Origin of the sequence: Coraliomargarita parva (genome assembly GCF_027257905.1) — a bacterium.
GTDB lineage: Bacteria > Verrucomicrobiota > Verrucomicrobiia > Opitutales > Coraliomargaritaceae > Coraliomargarita_A > Coraliomargarita_A parva.
This window is the reverse complement of record NZ_JAPZEI010000011.1, coordinates 96861-112214: the sequence shown is the minus strand read 5'-3', so window position 1 is coordinate 112214 and position 15354 is coordinate 96861. Positions and strand designations below refer to the sequence as shown.

18 protein-coding genes are annotated in these 15354 nt (G+C 58.0%); 6 read left to right on the top strand and 12 right to left on the bottom strand.

The genetic code is table 11. The annotated features are described in order from the left end of the window. Nucleotides 1-50: 50 nt before the first annotated feature. The 4 genes from O2597_RS15735 (at nt 51) to O2597_RS15720 (ending at nt 3169) form a co-directional block, all read left to right on the top strand. Complete coding sequence (locus tag O2597_RS15735) at nt 51-569, top strand: FMN-binding protein (RefSeq protein WP_269526390.1); 519 nt, start codon at nt 51-53, stop codon at nt 567-569. Beyond that, on the top strand, nt 566-1333 hold the full coding sequence (locus O2597_RS15730; protein WP_269526389.1) for a PepSY-associated TM helix domain-containing protein: 768 nt from the start codon (nt 566-568) through the stop codon (nt 1331-1333). The genes O2597_RS15735 and O2597_RS15730 overlap by 4 nt, the downstream gene beginning before the upstream one ends. Beyond that, nucleotides 1288-2289: an FAD:protein FMN transferase gene (locus O2597_RS15725; RefSeq protein WP_269526387.1), complete on the top strand. Its 1002-nt coding sequence runs from the start codon at nt 1288-1290 to the stop codon at nt 2287-2289. The genes O2597_RS15730 and O2597_RS15725 overlap by 46 nt, the downstream gene beginning before the upstream one ends. Before the next feature lie 106 nt (nt 2290-2395). Next, nucleotides 2396-3169: a LamG-like jellyroll fold domain-containing protein gene (locus O2597_RS15720; protein WP_269526385.1), complete on the top strand. Its 774-nt coding sequence runs from the start codon at nt 2396-2398 to the stop codon at nt 3167-3169. Here O2597_RS15720 and O2597_RS15715 read toward each other — a convergent pair whose 3' ends face one another. The 5 genes from O2597_RS15715 to O2597_RS15695 form a co-directional block, all read right to left on the bottom strand. Then, nucleotides 3170-5371: a multiheme c-type cytochrome gene (locus O2597_RS15715; RefSeq protein ID WP_269526383.1), complete on the bottom strand. Its 2202-nt coding sequence runs from the start codon at nt 5369-5371 to the stop codon at nt 3170-3172. 390 nt (nt 5372-5761) lie between these two features. Further along, nucleotides 5762-7159, bottom strand: coding sequence for a dihydrolipoyl dehydrogenase (gene lpdA, locus O2597_RS15710; protein ID WP_269526382.1), 1398 nt, complete (start codon nt 7157-7159; stop codon nt 5762-5764). Between the two features lie 96 nt (nt 7160-7255). Further along, nucleotides 7256-7738: a phage holin family protein gene (locus O2597_RS15705; protein WP_269526380.1), complete on the bottom strand. Its 483-nt coding sequence runs from the start codon at nt 7736-7738 to the stop codon at nt 7256-7258. Between the two features lie 21 nt (nt 7739-7759). Then, nucleotides 7760-8248 (bottom strand): hypothetical protein, encoded by a 489-nt coding sequence (locus tag O2597_RS15700; RefSeq protein ID WP_269526379.1) that lies wholly within the window; start codon nt 8246-8248, stop codon nt 7760-7762. A gap of 30 nt (nt 8249-8278) precedes the next feature. Further along, nucleotides 8279-9625: a replication-associated recombination protein A gene (locus tag O2597_RS15695; RefSeq protein ID WP_269526377.1), complete on the bottom strand. Its 1347-nt coding sequence runs from the start codon at nt 9623-9625 to the stop codon at nt 8279-8281. Nucleotides 9626-9718: 93 nt separating this feature from the next. Between O2597_RS15695 and O2597_RS15690 the strand changes: the two genes are divergently transcribed. Both O2597_RS15690 and O2597_RS15685 read left to right on the top strand, forming a co-directional pair. Continuing rightward, nucleotides 9719-11365 carry a ComEC/Rec2 family competence protein gene (locus O2597_RS15690; protein ID WP_269526375.1) on the top strand — a complete coding sequence of 549 codons (1647 nt, stop codon included), beginning with the start codon at nt 9719-9721 and terminating at the stop codon, nt 11363-11365. 17 nt (nt 11366-11382) lie between these two features. After that, nucleotides 11383-11664: a hypothetical protein gene (locus O2597_RS15685; RefSeq protein ID WP_269526374.1), complete on the top strand. Its 282-nt coding sequence runs from the start codon at nt 11383-11385 to the stop codon at nt 11662-11664. Between the two features lie 93 nt (nt 11665-11757). Here O2597_RS15685 and O2597_RS15680 read toward each other — a convergent pair whose 3' ends face one another. From O2597_RS15680 to O2597_RS15650, 7 genes are all read right to left on the bottom strand, one after another. Continuing rightward, entirely contained in the window at nt 11758-12003 is a 246-nt protein-coding gene (locus O2597_RS15680; RefSeq protein WP_269526373.1) for a type B 50S ribosomal protein L31, read from the bottom strand. Between the two features lie 25 nt (nt 12004-12028). Next, complete coding sequence (gene ykgO, locus O2597_RS15675; protein ID WP_269526371.1) at nt 12029-12154, bottom strand: type B 50S ribosomal protein L36; 126 nt, start codon at nt 12152-12154, stop codon at nt 12029-12031. Nucleotides 12155-12241: 87 nt separating this feature from the next. Next, a complete protein-coding gene (locus O2597_RS15670; protein ID WP_269526369.1) occupies nt 12242-12817 on the bottom strand; it encodes a YqgE/AlgH family protein in 576 nt (191 codons plus the stop codon). A 9-nt stretch (nt 12818-12826) separates the two neighbouring features. Then, the gene (locus O2597_RS15665) at nt 12827-13318 is read right to left on the bottom strand and encodes a deoxycytidylate deaminase (protein WP_269526367.1); all 492 of its coding nucleotides are present in this window, start codon (nt 13316-13318) and stop codon (nt 12827-12829) included. A 68-nt stretch (nt 13319-13386) separates the two neighbouring features. After that, nucleotides 13387-14172 (bottom strand): hypothetical protein, encoded by a 786-nt coding sequence (locus tag O2597_RS15660; protein ID WP_269526365.1) that lies wholly within the window; start codon nt 14170-14172, stop codon nt 13387-13389. Between the two features lie 8 nt (nt 14173-14180). Then, a complete protein-coding gene (locus O2597_RS15655; RefSeq protein ID WP_269526363.1) occupies nt 14181-14711 on the bottom strand; it encodes an ExbD/TolR family protein in 531 nt (176 codons plus the stop codon). Next, nucleotides 14704-15354, bottom strand: a complete 651-nt coding sequence (locus O2597_RS15650) for a MotA/TolQ/ExbB proton channel family protein (RefSeq protein ID WP_269526361.1) — start codon at nt 15352-15354, stop codon at nt 14704-14706. The genes O2597_RS15655 and O2597_RS15650 overlap by 8 nt, the downstream gene beginning before the upstream one ends.

The following is a 15354-nucleotide window of genomic DNA, read 5'->3' as shown; positions in this document are numbered from 1 at the left end:
GCCGGTGCTTGCGAACTGAGCGGGCACCGGCTTTCTCTTGAGCCGTCTTCATGCGCCGACCAAGCTTCCAGATCCTGACAGCAATCTGCCTGCTGCTTCTGACGAACCGCAGTCAGGGTGAAGACGTCTATCTGGCACCGGAAGTCTTCATCGAACAATGCTTCGAACAAGCACCGGAGGTTCAAGTGCTCTGGCTGACCAAGGAATACAAGGAGCAGATCAAGGCCATTCTCGGCCACGACTATCCCGGCCTGCGCATCCGCTACTGGCGTTCCGGTCCGAAAACCGCATGGATTCTGGAGGAAATCGGCAAAGTCAAACCGATCACCACCGGCTTCCTGATTGAGAACGAGAGCATGCTCCAAATGCGTGTACTCATCTACCGGGAAAGTCACGGCTGGGAGGTGCGTTACCCGTTCTTTACCGACCAGTTTGAAGGGCTCGGCCTGGACGAGGAAAACCGCTTGGACAAGCAGATCGACGGCATCAGCGGTGCCACTCTCTCGGTCAATGCCCTCACCCGCCTGTCGCGCCTTGCGCTGTTCCTACACAAGGAGGTCACCCGATGAAACTCGCCCTCCCCAGAAAACGCACGATCCTGGCCTGGCATCGCTGGATGGGCATCGGCGCCTCGCTCTTTCTCGCAGTGGTCGCCCTCACAGGCCTGGCCTTGAATCACACCGAGCGACTGGGGCTGGACCGGATACAGATCCACTCGGGGCTGATCCTGCAACGCTACGGGATGGCCACAACGGAATCAATCCGTAGCTACACAATCCAAGGCGAGCACACACTCTCCGCCCTCGCGGGCCAACTCTTTTACAACACGCAAGCGATCTGCAGCGCTTCCGCGCCGATCGGCATACAAGAGGGCGATCCGATCACCACCGTCATTACGACCGATGAACTGGTCTATCTCAGCCCGGAGGGTGAACTGATCGAACGGGTCTCTTTCTTGCAGCTACCGTTCGAAAGCTTGCAAGCGGTCGGCCAAAGCCCGGATGGCAGAGCCGTCCTCATCTCGGAGGAAGGAAACTTCACACCGGACCCAAATTGGATCGAGTTTGAAACCTACACCGGTCGCTACGAAGTGGCACCCCTCCAAACGAAGATGCTGGCTCCAAAAGAACAGGAAGCCTTGCTGGAAAGTTTCCAAGGCAGCGGGGTCACTCTCTATCGTGTCCTGCTGGACCTGCACTCCGGACGACTGTTCGGATGGGGCGGGCGCACACTGATGGACCTCAGTGCCGTCGCGATCCTTCTCCTCATCAGTTCAGGTATTTTCGGATGGCTGCGCAAGTCACGCCGGCACTCGACCACCCCATCCGCCTGATGCAGCGCCGTCGTTTCATCCGTATTCTCGCCACAAGTGCTGCCGGCATGAGCCTGCAGCAACTGGCCGCATCCACCACCGGACTGCAGAAGGTCCAATGGCAAGGCTTCGCGCTCGGCACTACCGGCCAACTCACCCTTTTTACGGAAGACCGTCGGAAAGCCGAAACTTGCCTCCAGGCATGCTCTGCAGAAATTCGCCGGCTTGAGTCCATATTCAGCCTCTACGACCATCACTCCGAACTCTGCCAGTTGAACCGGGACGGTTACCTGAAAAACCCCACCAAAGACTGGCGACGGCTTCTGGCCGCGATCGAAGCAGCCCGCAAAACTACCGAAGGTGCCTTCGACCCCAGTATACAGAGACTGTGGAAGCTGTATCAGGAGCATTTTTCCCTGTATCCGGATTCGGATACAGGCCCCAGCCAGGAAGCACTGGACCTTGCCCTACAACAAACCGGATGGGACAAAGTACGCCACACCCCGGAATTGATACGGCTTGAGCACGCGGGCATGCAACTCAGCCTCAACGGCATCGCCCAAGGCTACATCACAGACCGTGTCAGCGAACAATTAAAAGAAGCAGGCTACACAAACGTCCTGGTCGAACTGGGCGAAGCGCGAGCCATCGGATCACACCCGAAGGGCCGTCCCTGGCGGATGGGAATCAAAGACGCAAAACGACCGGACCGGATCATCCAAGTCACCGAACTGAACAATCGCGCACTGGCGACCAGCGGAAGTTACGAAAGCCGGTTTTCGAAAAACGGCCAATTTCACCACTTGATCCATCCTCGAACTGGACTGCCGAGTGCACAGTGGAGCAGCGTGAGTGTACTCGCCCCCACCGCAACCGAAGCCGATGCGCTGTCCACCGGGCTCAGTTTCCTCGACGCCGCCGCGATCGAGAGAGTCCGGACCGGACATCCGGAGCTCGACATCATTTGCCAAGCGTAGAGCAACGCGTAAGCCTGTCCCCCGATCCTTAACCGGGACGAAAACTTATCGGACCGCTCGACTTTCCGCTTCACTTCAAAATCAAGCAGCGTCCTAATGCCTGCCTATGAATGAACACGTTGTGCCTCACTTCATCCTCCCATCCGAACCATCCGATTTTCCCGGGCTGGTCGCCTTTTGGAACTTCACGGAGAGTGGTGACAGCTTTCGAGCCTGCCAGGGCGAGCCCTATATCCTGAATTCCCAATCCGGCACGCTCGCCGCGATTGATTCGGACACTGCGCCCTTCGGGGGGAAAGCCTTGCACCTGGAGGAAGGCCAGTGGTTGAACTGCGCGCGCAGCGAGTGCCCGAAATTGGACATTCATGGCCCATCCGGCCACCTTACGGTGCTGGCCTGGATCCGCCGCGCACGCAAGTCGAACACTGAGTGCGAATTTATCGCCGGCCAGTGGAACGAGAGCAACAAAGGCCGCCAATACGGCTTGTTCTTAAATATCGGCGTGTGGCAACAGGCGGATCAAGTATGCGGGCACCTCTCGAATGTCGGAGGCCCCACTCCCGGCTTCAAGTATTGCATCGACGGTCCGGTCGGCAGCAAGCCCGTGCCCCGTGACGAATGGTCCGTCGTCGGCATGAGCTATGACGGCCAATGCGGCTATGCATGGCTCAACGGTCAACTGGATACCCGTGAAGGCCTCAACCCCTACTCAATGGCCGGCGGCCTGCACAATGGCGGCCCCAATGGCTCCGACTTCACCGTCGGCGCAGTCGACCGCCACAGTAACATCGGCAACTTCTTCACCGGAGACATCGCGGCACTGGCGGTCTATGACCGTGCACTCTCGCCTGCGGAGATCTACGCGCTCTCGAGCAAGTAATCACTCCTCAAGCTCGTTCACCAGACGGTAGAATCGCTTGGTCTTCGTACTGCCATCAGGATCGACGAATTCAACCAGTTCCCCCAAGCCTGACACCGGACCGGCAATCGTCGTCCATTCCCCAATGGTCAATTCGTCACGGGCCTGCAGCTCATATACTCGGCCTGCATAAGCCATGAACTGGACCGAGAAGCCCGATTCAGTCTGCCCCAGAGCGGTCACACAGGGCGGACTGATAGTGCGTACCATTTCGATGGGCGGCGCCCCTTCATTGTGCAACCAAAGCTCCCAGACTGCATTGCCCCAATCAGCCAGCGTACTGAAAAAGACATCGCTTTGGGCAATATAGGCATCGGCCTCCCCGGAGGGGGTCGGACTACTTAAGCTTTCAGCCACACCGTTGATCTCATCGCGGAGGAATTCCATATATTCCTTCGAGGTGCTCTGGTAATAGAGCACCGCCTCCCAAGTCACACAGGCTTCCGGCAAATTGAAAAAGACATCCTTGTAGCCACCGGCGTACTCCGAGGCCGAGAAGAGGTCCAGCGCATCCACCCCGTCGGCTCGAGGTTGCGCCAGACGGAACGTCGAAGCCGCCACATTAAATCCGACCGGTGGGATACGGTTATCCTTGTAGCGGTCGGTGGCGAGGGCCATGTGAAAGGTCTTGTCCTCTCCCGTAAGCGAACTCTGCATCGCCACTTCGAAAACAAGATCATCCCTCGTATGCTCCAGCTCCGCACCGGAAACATAGGTCGGACGCCCATCTGAATCACGGCTAACGACCAAGGGCGTGTAGGGGTTAATCTCGAAAATCAAGCTGCCGCTCGCATCGTAAAACCGGAGGTTCAGCCACATGCGACGCCCTTCAGGAAAACCCGAGATCAACTTATGCCCGGTATTGTTGTACACCCGTAGCGAATTCGGTCCCAAAGGCAGAAGATTGGCCGCATGCGTCAACATGGAGAGGGCACGGTCCGCCCCGTCCGACAAGGCCGCCCCCTGCGCCTGAAGGCCGGCGACGTCGATCACAGCACCGGGATAGAGAGTGCCGTCCAGAAGCTGCAGATTCAGGTCATCTTTCAAGGGATTGTCCGCAGACGCATCCACCGAAGCCAGCACCCGGCTGATCCAGTAGCCGCCCCCGCTCAGGTCATGCACCCGAAGGTCTGAGCGGACCGGTACATTCTTGTTGCAGGCCTTGCCCGTAGAGACAGGCATGTGGCAATCCTGACAGCTGCTCGCAGATACGACATTCTCCGCAAGCGCTCCCCGAGTGGACGCGCCGCCGGGCTGCCCGTAAGCACTCAACAGGAATTCCGAAAGCGTGCGCTCCACATGGAAATAGCTCGCCGCCGACTGGGCACTGCTCGTCTCCAAACCGAGCACCGCATTGGCCATGGCCGCATTTGACACGTCATGACAAACCGCGCATTGGCCGTGCATTTTATGGAAACGTGAATAATTCACCGAGTGGCTTTTCGGCTCCGCGTCATGCCGGTTGCCCCGCTTCACTGCCGTATCGGGGTCCATAAAATACTGTCCGGAACTGGCCTCGATGTAGTCGGGCAAAGCCCCCGTACCATAGGCCAGCGGCAAATCCGTATCCACATCATAGAAACCGCTATTATCAAAGAGAACGAAGGATCCTAGTAAGCTTGTATCCAACGCATACGTTGCATCCGCTGCCGTCTGGATGACCGGATCGGTTTCTGCTGCCAGCCAAGGCTCCTGACGCTCCGCCGCGATCGGGTCGATCATTTGATGGCAGGAGGAGCAATTCACCCCGTCATAATCCCCCAAGCCGGCGTCGAGCGCCGTTCCATTGGAGGGATCGCTTCGACCTCCCAACCAGCCAACCGGGCTGTGGCATCGCAAACAGAGATCGCCTGCGTTGGCATTCCCCAAAAGCCAGACCGAATCCTGTAAAGCGACCGTAACCGAGGCCAGCCAGAGCGGATCGCGGGCCGCTTGCGCCATCATGGAACCGGCCCAGGTGTGTCCGGGCTCAACCGGCGCGTCATAGCCGCTGTGGCAATTCATACACTGGTCAATGGACTCCAAAACCGTCGATCCCGGTTGCGATCCGGGCATGAATAAAACAGGGTCCTCGTCCACTGCTACGGGCGTCCATCCTCCCACCAGAGCTGCCCCCACGACCAAGGCAGTAGCGCCTCCGAACAAATAAGCCTTCTGAAACATAACAGCCTCCGTTGGAGTTAATTATGAAACTTAATACCGATCACGGCGAGATAAAATCCGGAGCTAAATAACAGGACCGCCCACTAGTAGCCGAACTAATCAAGAGCATAACAAAGGCACTACAAAAAGCTCATCGTCACTTACCGGGAAAGGGCTTATTGATGGCAACTTGTTTAGCAGGGGGGCCTCACGATCCATTCCAGGTAGAGGCTGCAACATAAAAGCTCCTCCTCTTGTCAAGGGGAGGTGGCTGCGCTTGTCGCAGACGGAGGGGTCGGGATATACGAGCACTCATGTCCAATGCCGTACTTTCCCGAAAATCGACCATGAGCCAAAAAAAAGCGACCACACCCGAAAGATGTGGCCGCCATAAAAAACGCGTAGTCCGGACTAGATGTGGATCGCTTCGCCGAATACGGTGGCCGCAGCTTCCATCGTCGCCTCGCTCAGGGTCGGGTGCGCATGGATGGTGTGGTGAATTTCCTCCACCGTGGTTTCCAGCTGCATGCCCAGGCAGTACTCACCGATCAACTCGGTGGCATCGGCACCTACAATGTGCGCACCGAGGATTTCGCCGTACTTCTCGTCCACGAGGATCTTGACGAAACCTTCCGGTTGGTTCGAAGCCACCGCCTTGCCGGAAGCCTGGAAGGGGAATTTGCCAACCTTGTACGCCACGCCCTCTTCCTTGAGCTTCTTCTCGGTCTTGCCGATACTGGCCACCTGCGGCAGACAGTAGGTACATCCGGGGAACAGTTTCACCCGCTTCGGCTTGCTGTGTCCGAACATGCCCTGGACCGCCTGAACTGCCTCATAGGTCGCTACGTGAGCCAACCAAGGCGGGCCAATAATGTCACCAGCGGCATAGATCCCCTTGACGGAAGATTCGTAATTGTCGTCCACCTTCACGTAACCACGGTGTAAATCGAGCTTCATGCGGGGCGAGAAGAGCCCTTCGGTATTCGCATTCACGCCAATGGCTAGAAGGATACTGTCGGCCGTGATGCTCTCCTTCTGATCGCCCTTGACCAGGTCCATCTTCACGTTCTTGGCGGCGACCTTGATATTCTCGACCGCGGTGGACACACGGCAATCGATGCCCTGCTTCTTGAATTCCTTTGCAACCACGGCAGCCGTCTCATGGTCCTCAATCGGCAACACCTGGTCGAGCATTTCAACCAGCGTCACCTTGGTCCCGAAAGCGTTGAGGAAGTAGGCAAACTCGGCCCCGATCGCACCGGCCCCCACGATCACGATGGATTTCGGCTGCTTCTTCATTTCCAGGGCCTGACGGGAGGTCATGACCCGCTCGCCGTCGACTTCAAGATCCGGCAGGCGACGGGGCTTGCAGCCGGTCGCGATAAGGATCTTCTCGGTCGGCAGAATCTTGCCCTTGTCCGGCCCGTCGGTGATTTCCACCATGCCGGGCACGTTGATGGTTCCGACGCCGGTAAAGTGGTCGACCTTGTTCTTTTTGAAAAGAAAGGCGATACCCTTGGCCATGGTATCGGCCACCCCACGGGAGCGGCCAATGATCTTGGAAAAGTCATAATCGACCCCCTTGACACTGATCCCGAAATCATCGCAGTGCTGGATCTTGCTGTAGAGCTCGGCGCTCTTCAGCAAGGCTTTCGACGGAATGCAGCCCCAGTTCAGGCAGGTGCCGCCCGGACGCTCCTGCTCAACGCAGGCCACTTTCTTGCCGAGCTGGCCGGCACGAATAGCTGCCGCGTAGCCCGCAGGGCCACCGCCGATGACAACGAGGTCGTATTTTGTGGTGTTTGCCATAATTCGATTGGTTATAAGAGAGTCTCTGAGAGAAGGCGTGTAAGCCGAGGAATAAACCCTCAATGCCCGATGCGTCAATGCTGGGGAGAACAACGCTCAGATATCAATCACGTCGTCGTCATCCAATTCACTGCGCCTTTTGGGCGCAGACGGGCTGGGCCGGTTGCCGGGCGTAGGCCCCCCACGGTGGATTTGGACATTCACCCCGCCCCGGCCCTTCGAGGCGAAGGCAACATTCGCGATAAAACTCGTAATACTCACAACCAGAGCACCCCAAAGCGCACTGCCAAAGCTGTTGACCACGAATCCGCCATCGGATCCGCCGACAACCCAGCCGACAAAGAGGAAAAGCAGTGCATTAATCAGCCAGATACCGATCCCGAAGGTCAGGATGATAAAGGGCAGGGAAAACAACATGAGCACGGGCTTGAGAAAGACATTGAGGAAGCTGAGCAAGACCACCGCGATGATCAGAGCCCCGACACTGTCGTACTGGATCCCTCCCATGGAGGTATACGAGGCAAGGAGCACGCCGAGCGCGATCAGCACCCAGCTCTTCAGTAACTGTTTCCAATCCATGCCCCTTAGTCTCGGCAGGAGCTATTCGGTTCCAAGCGGAAATTCCGGCTCCTTCGCCTCATCCATAGAAATGTTGTAGCGGAATGAGTAGGTATCAAACTCCCCGGTTTCCGGGTTCTTGACGTTGAGGATGATATTGTAGATGTGAGGGGGTACCATGATTGCGGGAGCGCCGAGACCGGCACCGCCCCCCAGAGTGGTCAGCGAATGGTAGGGCCGCCCGCGCACCGAACCCATGAAACGAACATTCGCCTCGGTGGCCTCAGGCTCGGCAATGGTGCCGTATTCATCGATCCAGTAGAGACGGATCTGGTTTTCCTCGAAGCGGAAATTCAGAGATGTCGCATCGTCCCGCTCGATATAGTAGCCGGCAATCCAGGGGGCCTGGCCGACCTCATAGGGAGGATCCGACACCTCGGTGGGCAGCACCCGCTCCGCGGCGGCTTCCTCAGCAGAAAGGGGAATGAGACAGGCAACGAGCAGACTAATCAGGCAGATCGGTAGTTTCATGCAGCTAACGTAGCGTTTTCAGCCCACAGATCAATCTTCGGCTGCATTCCGGCGTTTTTGTATTTCTTTTTTAAGATTGCGGATCTGCTCCAAGCGCTGGGCGGTGGCCGCTTCCGCCCCCGCCAGACCGGGCTCAAAGAAGCGCTGGGGCTCCAACATGTACTCCTGCCCGGAGATGCCCTGGGGAAAATCGTGACTGTAGAGATAGTCCTTACCATGCCCCAGCGACTTATTGGTCTTGGTGTGGGCATCCCGCAACCAGAGCGGGACCGCTTGTACCGGTTTGTCGCGGAGCGACTGCTTCACCGCCGCCATCGCCCGGGTGACCGAGTTACTCTTCGGAGAGGTCGAAAGGTAGAGAACCGCATGAGCCAAATTGTACTCGCACTCCGGCAAGCCCACCCGTTCACAAGCATCGAAGGCGGCCACCGCGACGGTCAGGGCATGTGAATTCGCCAAACCGATATCCTCGGAGGCGAGAATGACCAGACGGCGCGCGATGAACCGGGGGTCTTCCCCCCCTTGCAGCATCTTGAAGGCCCAATAAAGGGCCGCATCAGGATCCGAGCCGCGGATACTCTTGATCATGGCCGAGGCGTGATCGTAGTGCTCATCCTCGTCCCGGTCATAGCGGATCTGGCGCTCCTTGGCAAAAGCCTCGACCGCATCCACATCGATATGGGAACCGAGCGGCTGGCTCAGTACCAGTGTTTCCAAGGCATTCAGGGCCCGGCGCAGGTCCCCGCCGGAAAACTCGGCCAAGGCCTGGTATACGGCCGGTTCCGCGGTGCAGCGGTGACTCCCCAAGCCCCGCTCCGAATCGCCGATGGCCCGGGCCAGAACAGTCGACACGGCGTCCAGTTCGACCGGTTCCAAACGAAAGAGGTGGCTTCGGCTCAATAGTGGGGCATTGACATAAAAACCGGGATTATGGGTGGTGGCACCGATCAAACGGATGTTGCCCGCTTCCACATCCGGCAGCAACAGGTCCTGCTGCGATTTGTTGAAACGATGTATCTCGTCGATGAAAAGAATCGTCCGCTTGGCACTCTCGTAGCGGGCCAAGCGCAGGATGTCCCTCAACTCGGCAACATTGGAAAGTACCGCATTGATGCGGACAAACTTACTCCGTGTTTCACTCGCAATGACCTCCGCCATCGAGGTTTTCCCACAGCCCGGTGGCCCATAGAAGATGAGGCTCCCGAAGTTGTCCGCCTCGATCAGGCGCGGCAACAGGCAGCCCTCCCCCACAATATGGTCCTGGCCGATGATCTCCGACAAACAACGCGGCCTCATACGGACAGCCAAGGGGCGCGGCGCACTGTCCTGCCCGCTTTCTTCGCCAAATAAGCCGACTTGATCGTCCGCATCCAACATGCCGTCAAATTCCCGTGCGAGTTGCCAAGTTGCAAGCGCGAAGAGGAAATTAGTGTTTGGAAAGCGTAAGCAAACGCTTCATTAAATAGACAAATGGAATCTAACCAGAGTCCGGTGCGTGCTCCGCTGCTTTACCTGCTGCCCGGAGCGGTTACCGGTCTGGAGCTGGCGCGGTGTTGGCCACAGGCCGCCGGTCTGCTCATGCTCGCGGCCGCCGTGGGATTGGCGCTACTGGCATGGCGCTTCGCGTCACATCCCGGATTCATCTGGCACCTGCTCTTTGGCGCTGCGGTCCTCATGGCCTTCTGGTCCTACGCAGCGGTACGCGGTCCTCGCATTCCCACAGACAAGGAACTCAGCTACCCGGAACGCGAGTTGGAACTGCTGCTTCAGATCGATCGTATCCTGACACCCGCCGGTGACGGCACCGGACTGCGGGCCACAACATCGGTTCTCGAGACACCGGCGATCGGCCTGATCCGCAAAAGCGACCGCATTTACCTGGAGCTGCCGCCAGCCCTGGCCGACAAGCAATTTCAAAGAAGCGCGGTTCTCGCGGTCAAAGGAGTAGTCTCTTCCCTACCCCGCAATGACGAAAGCCGGGACTTTGACCATTACCTGCAAAGCATGGGCATTTACTACCGCCTGCAGCGGACGAACCAAGCCCGCCTAAAGGAACCACCCAAGGCGTTTTTCCGCTTTTGCCACCGGATCAACCAAGATCTGCAAGCGATCCTGCGTCTCGAAAGTCCTGAGGAAACCGGGCTCCAACGTATCTACATGGCCATGTTGCTCGGTTTGAAATCGGAATTGGACCCGTCCCAGAAGCAACGCTACCGAATGAGCGGCACCATGCATTTTTTTGCCATCAGCGGCCTGCATATCGGCGTCATTGCACTCGTCATCGGTAATGGCCTCATGCTCTGCCGGATCCCCGGGCTGATTCGGCCATTTCTCGGCCTGCCACTCCTTTTTCTCTATGTCGAGGTTACCGGGGCCGCCCCCTCTGCCATGCGGGCCTTTCTCATGACCGCCTTTTTCTGGACAAGCTTCGCCCTGCGGCGGCAACGATCTCCCTTCGCCGCTCTGATCGGCTCGGCACTCGCAGTTCTTGTTTATGATCCCCTGCAATTGCACAGCCTGGGCTTCCAACTGTCTTATGCGGTCGTCGCCAGCATCCTGCTCTTCGGGCTCCCGCTTCAGGCAGCGGTTCAGGCGCAACTGCAACCTTACCGCTGGCTGCCAGAGATAAACTGGAAGCGTCACCACCGCGCCATCCAGTGGTGCCTCCACCAACTCAGTCTCCTGTTCTGCATCAGCCTCTCCGCCTGGCTCGCCAGCGCCCCGCTAACCGCCAGCCACTACGGCATGCTCTCCCCTGGATCACTCCTGCTCAACATGCTGCTGGTGCACCTCGCGGCACTGGTGATTATTACCGGAGTCCTGAGTATGGGCATCGGCCTGGCCGGTATCCCCCTCGTGTCAGCTTACCTGAACTATGCGGCCTGGCTTGTCTTAGCCGCCATGGACGGACTGGTCGCACACAGTACCTCTTTCGAATTTATGAGTTTCAATTGCCCGAACTTTCCCCCGCTTCTCGCTTACGGGACACTCGCAAGTTATCTGGCCATGCTGCTCTGGATCCATCAGGATCGAAAGCGGGTACAGGGCCTTTACCTCGCGATACCGGCGGTCACCGTGCCCTTGGCCATCAGTTTGGGGTTGATCCTTAATGCCTAGACTGCTTCCTCAACGCTATGAAGTCTGCATACGAACTCGCCATGGAACGCCTCGAACGTGAAGACCCCTCGGCCGGAAAGCCCCTTTCCGATGCACAAAAGGCCGAACTCGCCACCATCGACGAACGCTACAAGGCCAAGAAGGCCGAACGTGAAATCTTCCTCAAGCAGCAACTGGCAAAAGAACAGAGCAGCGGAAATCACGAAGCGATCAGCCAGATCGAGAAGCAACTGGTCAACGAACTCGCCCGCCTCGAAGATGAGAAAGAGGCTGCCAAGGAAGCGGTCCGGAACAGCTAAGCTGCCAGACCGCCAGAGATTCCTTCCGTTTAAACCATAAAAAAGCCCCGCTCACAGGAGCGGGGCTTTTTGAAAAATTCGTATCGATCCGAATTAACGGCGGCGGCGGAACTTGCTTTGGAACTTTTCCACGCGGCCGGCGGTGTCGACGAAACGCTTCTCACCGGTGAAGGCGGGGTGCGAGTCGGCAGTGATGTCGCAGATCACGACTTGGTAATCAACACCGTCGATGTTTTCGGTCTTGCTGCCACGCATGGTGGAGCGGGTCAGATACTTCGTGCCGGTCGAAACGTCGACGAAGGCAACCGGGTTGAGCTTGGGATGGATATTTGACTTCACGCTGGGATCCTTTCGTGCGTTTGCCTTAGCCCTGACGCGCCTTGAAGCGAGGGTTGGTCTTGTTAATTACGTAAACGCGCCCTTTACGACGAACCACTTGGCAGTCGGGATGACGGTCTTTGAGCGACTTGAGAGAAGATACTACTTTCATGGCAAAAATTGAGAGAATGGGAGAAAAAAGGCCTCGGCCTCCCCTCTGTCAACGGCAAATACTGAAATAAATCAGCCCTTCTCGGCGCTAATTGACCGAAGGATCCTCCGGGGCCTCCGACATCAGACGCAGCGCAGGCCCCTTGGTCGAGAGGATCCGGCGCCAAAGCGCATCCCCTTCGAACTGATCCATTTCCGGTGTAAGCGGTGAGCTCACCCAAGCTCCTTCGTCCACTTCGGCCTCCAATTGGCCACCAGTCCACCCGGAATGTCCGAGAAAGCCCCGCAGGTTGAAACCGGGCTCTTCCTTCAACAATTTGCAGGCTTTAACATCGTCGATACCGAAGAATAGTTTGAACGTACCGTCTTCCGGCGTCCAGCGCCAGGCCACGAGAATCAACTGGTCGGCCGCAACCGGTCCGCCATAAAAAAGGGGCAGGTCGGCCATTTCCGACTGCTGCAGAGCGGGATCATACTCGCCCAGAGTTTGCCCCAGGGGCCGGTTCACCACCACACCGAGCGCACCGTCCTCCTCCGAGTGGGCGGTCAGCAGGACGACGGAGCGGCGAAAATTCGGGTCCAATAAGGAAGGATGCGCCACCAAAAGGGACCCGGCATAGTGCGGCGGGGCCTCGTCGAAATCACTGTCTTGGTTCAGTCGCATAGCCACATCCTACAGTTGCTTCAGGTGCACCCCGCTCTCGGTCAATATTTCCTTCACCAAGTCGTCGTTGCGGTAGTCCCGGTGGTAGTAGATCGCGTCGATTCCGGCAGCCGCAAGAATCTTGGCACAATTGATACAGGGAAAATGCGTGATGTAGACCGTCGCCCCGTCCAGCGACACCCCGCGCCGCGCGGCATCACAAATCGCGTTTTGCTCGGCATGGACCGTCGCCTGCTCGTGGCCGTCCCGGACTCTGGAGACATGTGGCGCACCGGGAAGGAAGCCATTGTAGCCGGCCGCGATGATCCGGTTCTTCTGCTCCCCTCCGGAGACCATCACACAGCCGACGTGCAACCGTTCGCAACTGGAACGGGAGGCCATCAAGAGTGCCGTGGCCATGAAATAGGCATCCCAGGACGGTCGTTGCGGATGCGAGGTCGTGATCGCTTCCAGCTTGGTCAGGAAGACGGAATCCTCGGATTCGATTGCAGATAGGTCCATTGGCATCGTGCCTTTATTAGAGTGGATGCAGAAAGCGCCGCAATCGTCAATTTTGCACTCCGCCCCACTCAGGGGAAGATACGTACCGAAAGATAGCCGGCAGGCAAGCGGGCCAGAACTTCGGCCGATTCCAACCAGGATCGCGCCGCCGCATCATAAGCCGCATTCCCCGACGATGCGGCCAATACCACCGCCCCCAGCATGCGACCACTCCCCCCGACCCTCAGGTAGAACGCCGCCGGCGCCTCGGGAAAGATGCCTGCGGCATCCCCCAAGTCGACAGGTAAACGCAATTCCTCAGCGGCCAGCAATCCGCGACCGCTATCTACGGTACGCACCAAAGCCAGCGGTGAGGATTCCGGAATTTCCGGCACCGGTTCCCAGATCCGGCCCAGCGGTTCGAAGACCTGCAGAAAGGGTAAGGTCAACAAATCCTGGGGTTGTTCCACCTGGTCTCCCTGCAAACTGGCCAGGTAGGAGGGCTCCAATTCATTCTCCAGTTCGATTTGGGGTTCGAAATCCGCGAACAGGGGCTTTTCCTGACGCACCGGAGGAATCGCCAGGTTACGAACCGCATTCCACTGGGTCGGCAGGAATAAGGGAGCCGAATCCAGAAGCACCGCCGTTTCTTCCAACTCTCGATCCTCCGCCAGGTCGTTCGGCGACACAAATACCACATACGGGTCGGTCGCCTCGTACTTGGGCAGAGGCTTGGTCGTCACCTTGAAAATCAAGAAGCCGGCCAGATGCACAACCAATCCGAGAAGCAAGGCGATACGCAGTACCGGAGAGAGTGCCCGCTGCGAACGCGCTCCCCGGGGACGGTGAATAGTCTGCGTATGCTCGTTCGGCATGGGTGGCCTCAGATCGTAGGTACTCCCGTGGTAAACTGCTCCTCTTCTGCGCTGCGGCCGGGCGTTTCCACTTCCCCGCCCACAATCTGAACTTGGGAAAAGCCCGCATCCTGGGCCATCTTGCAGATATCGAGAAAGCCCTGCAGGTCCAGAGAAGCCTCGGCCTTGACCAGAAGCGCCAGATCGGAACCGTCCGAAGCCTCAAAACGGTCGCGAAAAGCCTGGCGAACTGTATTCATATTATGGATACTTCCGTCAAAATACAGGGCTCCGCCGTTACCGACCGTCAGGATGGCGATATTCGACGCATTATGCTGCATACGCAGGTCGGTCTGCGGAAGATCGAGACGCACACCCGGCATCGTGACAAAACGGGTGAACAGCAGCCCGAAGAGCATGGCGATAAAGGCAAGGTCCAGCAAGGGCAGGAGTTCCAGTTTTGGCTCCGGCATCTTCAAGCGCGAGGCCAAGCCGAAGTCAGTCGTAAAGGTCCCCCGCTCCAAGCGCTCACTCAGTTCACCCTGGCGCCGTTTACTCATGATCCTCCTCTTCCGTGTCCGCTGCCGCCGGATCTCCGGTGGTTAAGAACTCATGGATACTATGCCCGACCCACTCGAAATCGTGCACCAGCGCCCGCACCCGACCGTAGAGAAAATGATGCGCCAGCATCGCCATCACCGAAATCGCGAGGCCGGTTGCCGAAGTGATCAGAGCCTGGGCCAGCAACTGGCTGAAGGCGCCACTATCCCCCTTGAAGGCCTCCAACTGGTACATAGCCTGAAGAGCCGCGACCAGGGTACCGAGAAAGCCGAGGAGAGGCGCAATGCGGGCAATGGCAGCAATGGTGCCAATCCGCCGCTCCAGGATGGGGATCTCCACAATCGCAGCCGACTGGATAGCAGAGCGGACCTCCTCACTGGAATGCCCGTAGCGCAAGAGAGCCGATTTCACAATCCGCGCCATCGGCCCGGGCGTATCCTCACACAGAGTCAAGGCTTCAACCAGACGCTTCTTGCCCACCAGATTCTTGATGCCGCTGAGGAAATCCTGGGTCCCGATCTGGCCTTTGTGCAGGTACAGAGCGCGTTCGATGAAGATGACGAATCCGATGAGGCTCACCACAAGGAGCGGGTACATGAGCGGGCCGCCCTGTAGAATAAAATTATATTGGCTGGAATCCAT

Coding starts and splice junctions, on each gene's coding strand:
- O2597_RS15695 (WP_269526377.1), bottom strand. CDS start 9,625: ATGTTGGATGCGGACGATCAAGTCGGCTTATTTGGCGAAGAAAGCGGG.
- O2597_RS15660 (WP_269526365.1), bottom strand. CDS start 14,172: ATGCCGAACGAGCATACGCAGACTATTCACCGTCCCCGGGGAGCGCGT.
- O2597_RS15735 (WP_269526390.1), top strand. CDS start 51: ATGCGCCGACCAAGCTTCCAGATCCTGACAGCAATCTGCCTGCTGCTT.
- O2597_RS15720 (WP_269526385.1), top strand. CDS start 2,396: ATGAATGAACACGTTGTGCCTCACTTCATCCTCCCATCCGAACCATCC.
- O2597_RS15655 (WP_269526363.1), bottom strand. CDS start 14,711: ATGAGTAAACGGCGCCAGGGTGAACTGAGTGAGCGCTTGGAGCGGGGG.
- O2597_RS15705 (WP_269526380.1), bottom strand. CDS start 7,738: ATGGATTGGAAACAGTTACTGAAGAGCTGGGTGCTGATCGCGCTCGGC.
- O2597_RS15665 (WP_269526367.1), bottom strand. CDS start 13,318: ATGGACCTATCTGCAATCGAATCCGAGGATTCCGTCTTCCTGACCAAG.
- O2597_RS15670 (WP_269526369.1), bottom strand. CDS start 12,817: ATGCGACTGAACCAAGACAGTGATTTCGACGAGGCCCCGCCGCACTAT.
- O2597_RS15685 (WP_269526374.1), top strand. CDS start 11,383: ATGAAGTCTGCATACGAACTCGCCATGGAACGCCTCGAACGTGAAGAC.
- O2597_RS15730 (WP_269526389.1), top strand. CDS start 566: ATGAAACTCGCCCTCCCCAGAAAACGCACGATCCTGGCCTGGCATCGC.
- O2597_RS15650 (WP_269526361.1), bottom strand. CDS start 15,354: ATGGATTCCAGCCAATATAATTTTATTCTACAGGGCGGCCCGCTCATG.
- O2597_RS15725 (WP_269526387.1), top strand. CDS start 1,288: ATGGCTGCGCAAGTCACGCCGGCACTCGACCACCCCATCCGCCTGATG.
- O2597_RS15715 (WP_269526383.1), bottom strand. CDS start 5,371: ATGTTTCAGAAGGCTTATTTGTTCGGAGGCGCTACTGCCTTGGTCGTG.
- lpdA (WP_269526382.1), bottom strand. CDS start 7,159: ATGGCAAACACCACAAAATACGACCTCGTTGTCATCGGCGGTGGCCCT.
- O2597_RS15700 (WP_269526379.1), bottom strand. CDS start 8,248: ATGAAACTACCGATCTGCCTGATTAGTCTGCTCGTTGCCTGTCTCATT.
- ykgO (WP_269526371.1), bottom strand. CDS start 12,154: ATGAAAGTAGTATCTTCTCTCAAGTCGCTCAAAGACCGTCATCCCGAC.
- O2597_RS15690 (WP_269526375.1), top strand. CDS start 9,719: ATGGAATCTAACCAGAGTCCGGTGCGTGCTCCGCTGCTTTACCTGCTG.